Origin of the sequence: Actinoallomurus acaciae, assembly GCF_042429965.1 — a bacterium.
Taxonomy (GTDB): Bacteria; Actinomycetota; Actinomycetes; order Streptosporangiales; family Streptosporangiaceae; genus Actinoallomurus; species Actinoallomurus acaciae.
The window spans coordinates 1-1,084 of record NZ_JBHLZP010000912.1; the positions used below are offsets into that span (position 1 = coordinate 1).

At 75.7% G+C, this 1,084-nt stretch carries 1 protein-coding gene; it reads left to right on the top strand.

Features of this window, described 5'->3' with window-relative positions:
• Window positions 1-106: 106 nt before the first annotated feature.
• Window positions 107-1,084: ABC transporter ATP-binding protein (locus ACFFNX_RS48805; RefSeq protein WP_378213284.1), on the top strand; the 978-nt coding region annotated here is incomplete at its 3' end.

A 1,084-nucleotide genomic window follows, 5' to 3' on the forward strand; every position in this document is an offset into this window, starting at 1 on the left:
CGGCCGGCGATGCGCACACGACGGGCACACCGCCGCTCCCGGCCGCCGCCCTCGTGCTGGCCGTGGCCGTGGCGCTGCTGTCGTCGCCCGGACGGCGGGAGGCCTGATGATCCGCTTCGAACGTGTGGGCTTCCGGTACACCGAGGAGGCTCCCCCGGTGCTGTCCGGCATCGACCTGGAGGTCGACGAGGGCGAGCTGTGCCTGGTCGTGGGCCGTACCGGCTCGGGCAAGTCGACGCTGCTGCGCGCCGTCAACGGGCTGGTGCCCCACTTCACCGGCGGGATCCTGTCCGGCCGGGTCACCGTTGCGGGCCGCGACACCCGCGACCACCCGCCGCGCGACCTGGCCGACGTCGTCGGGTACGTCGGCCAGGACCCGCGCGCCGGGTTCGTCACCGACGCGGTCGAGGAGGAGCTGGCGTACGGGATGGAGTCGCTCGGCCTCGCGCCGCCGGTGATGCGGCGCCGCGTCGAGGAGACGCTCGACCTCCTCGGCCTGGAGGCGGTACGGGACCGGCCGCTGGCGACACTGTCCGGCGGCCAGGCGCAACGCGTCGCGATCGGGTCGGTGCTGACGGCGCATCCGCGGGTGCTCGTGCTGGACGAGCCCACCTCCGCGCTCGACCCGGTCGGCGCCGAGGACGTGCTGGCCATCCTCCAGCGGCTCGTGCACGACCTGGCACTCACCGTCGTACTGGCCGAACACCGGCTCGAACGCGTCGTCCACCTCGCCGACACCGTGGTCGTGCTGGCGGGCGACGGCGGCCCCGCGGCATACGGCCCGGCGTCGGCGGTCATGGGCGACGCACCGGTGGCCCCGCCGGTCGTACGGCTCGGGCGGGCCGCGGGCTGGTCGCCACTGCCGCTGTCGGTACGCGACGCCCGCCGGGCCGCCGCACCGCTACGCGCCCGCCTGGCACGGAAGGGCACGACGACGGACACCACCCCCACCTCCCGCCCGAACGCCACAGCCACCGCCCGCCTGGACACCGCGCCCTCCACCCCTCCGGACACCACAGCCACCACCCGCCCGGACACCACGCCGACCGCCCATCCGAACACCGCACCCACCTCCCGCCCTGAC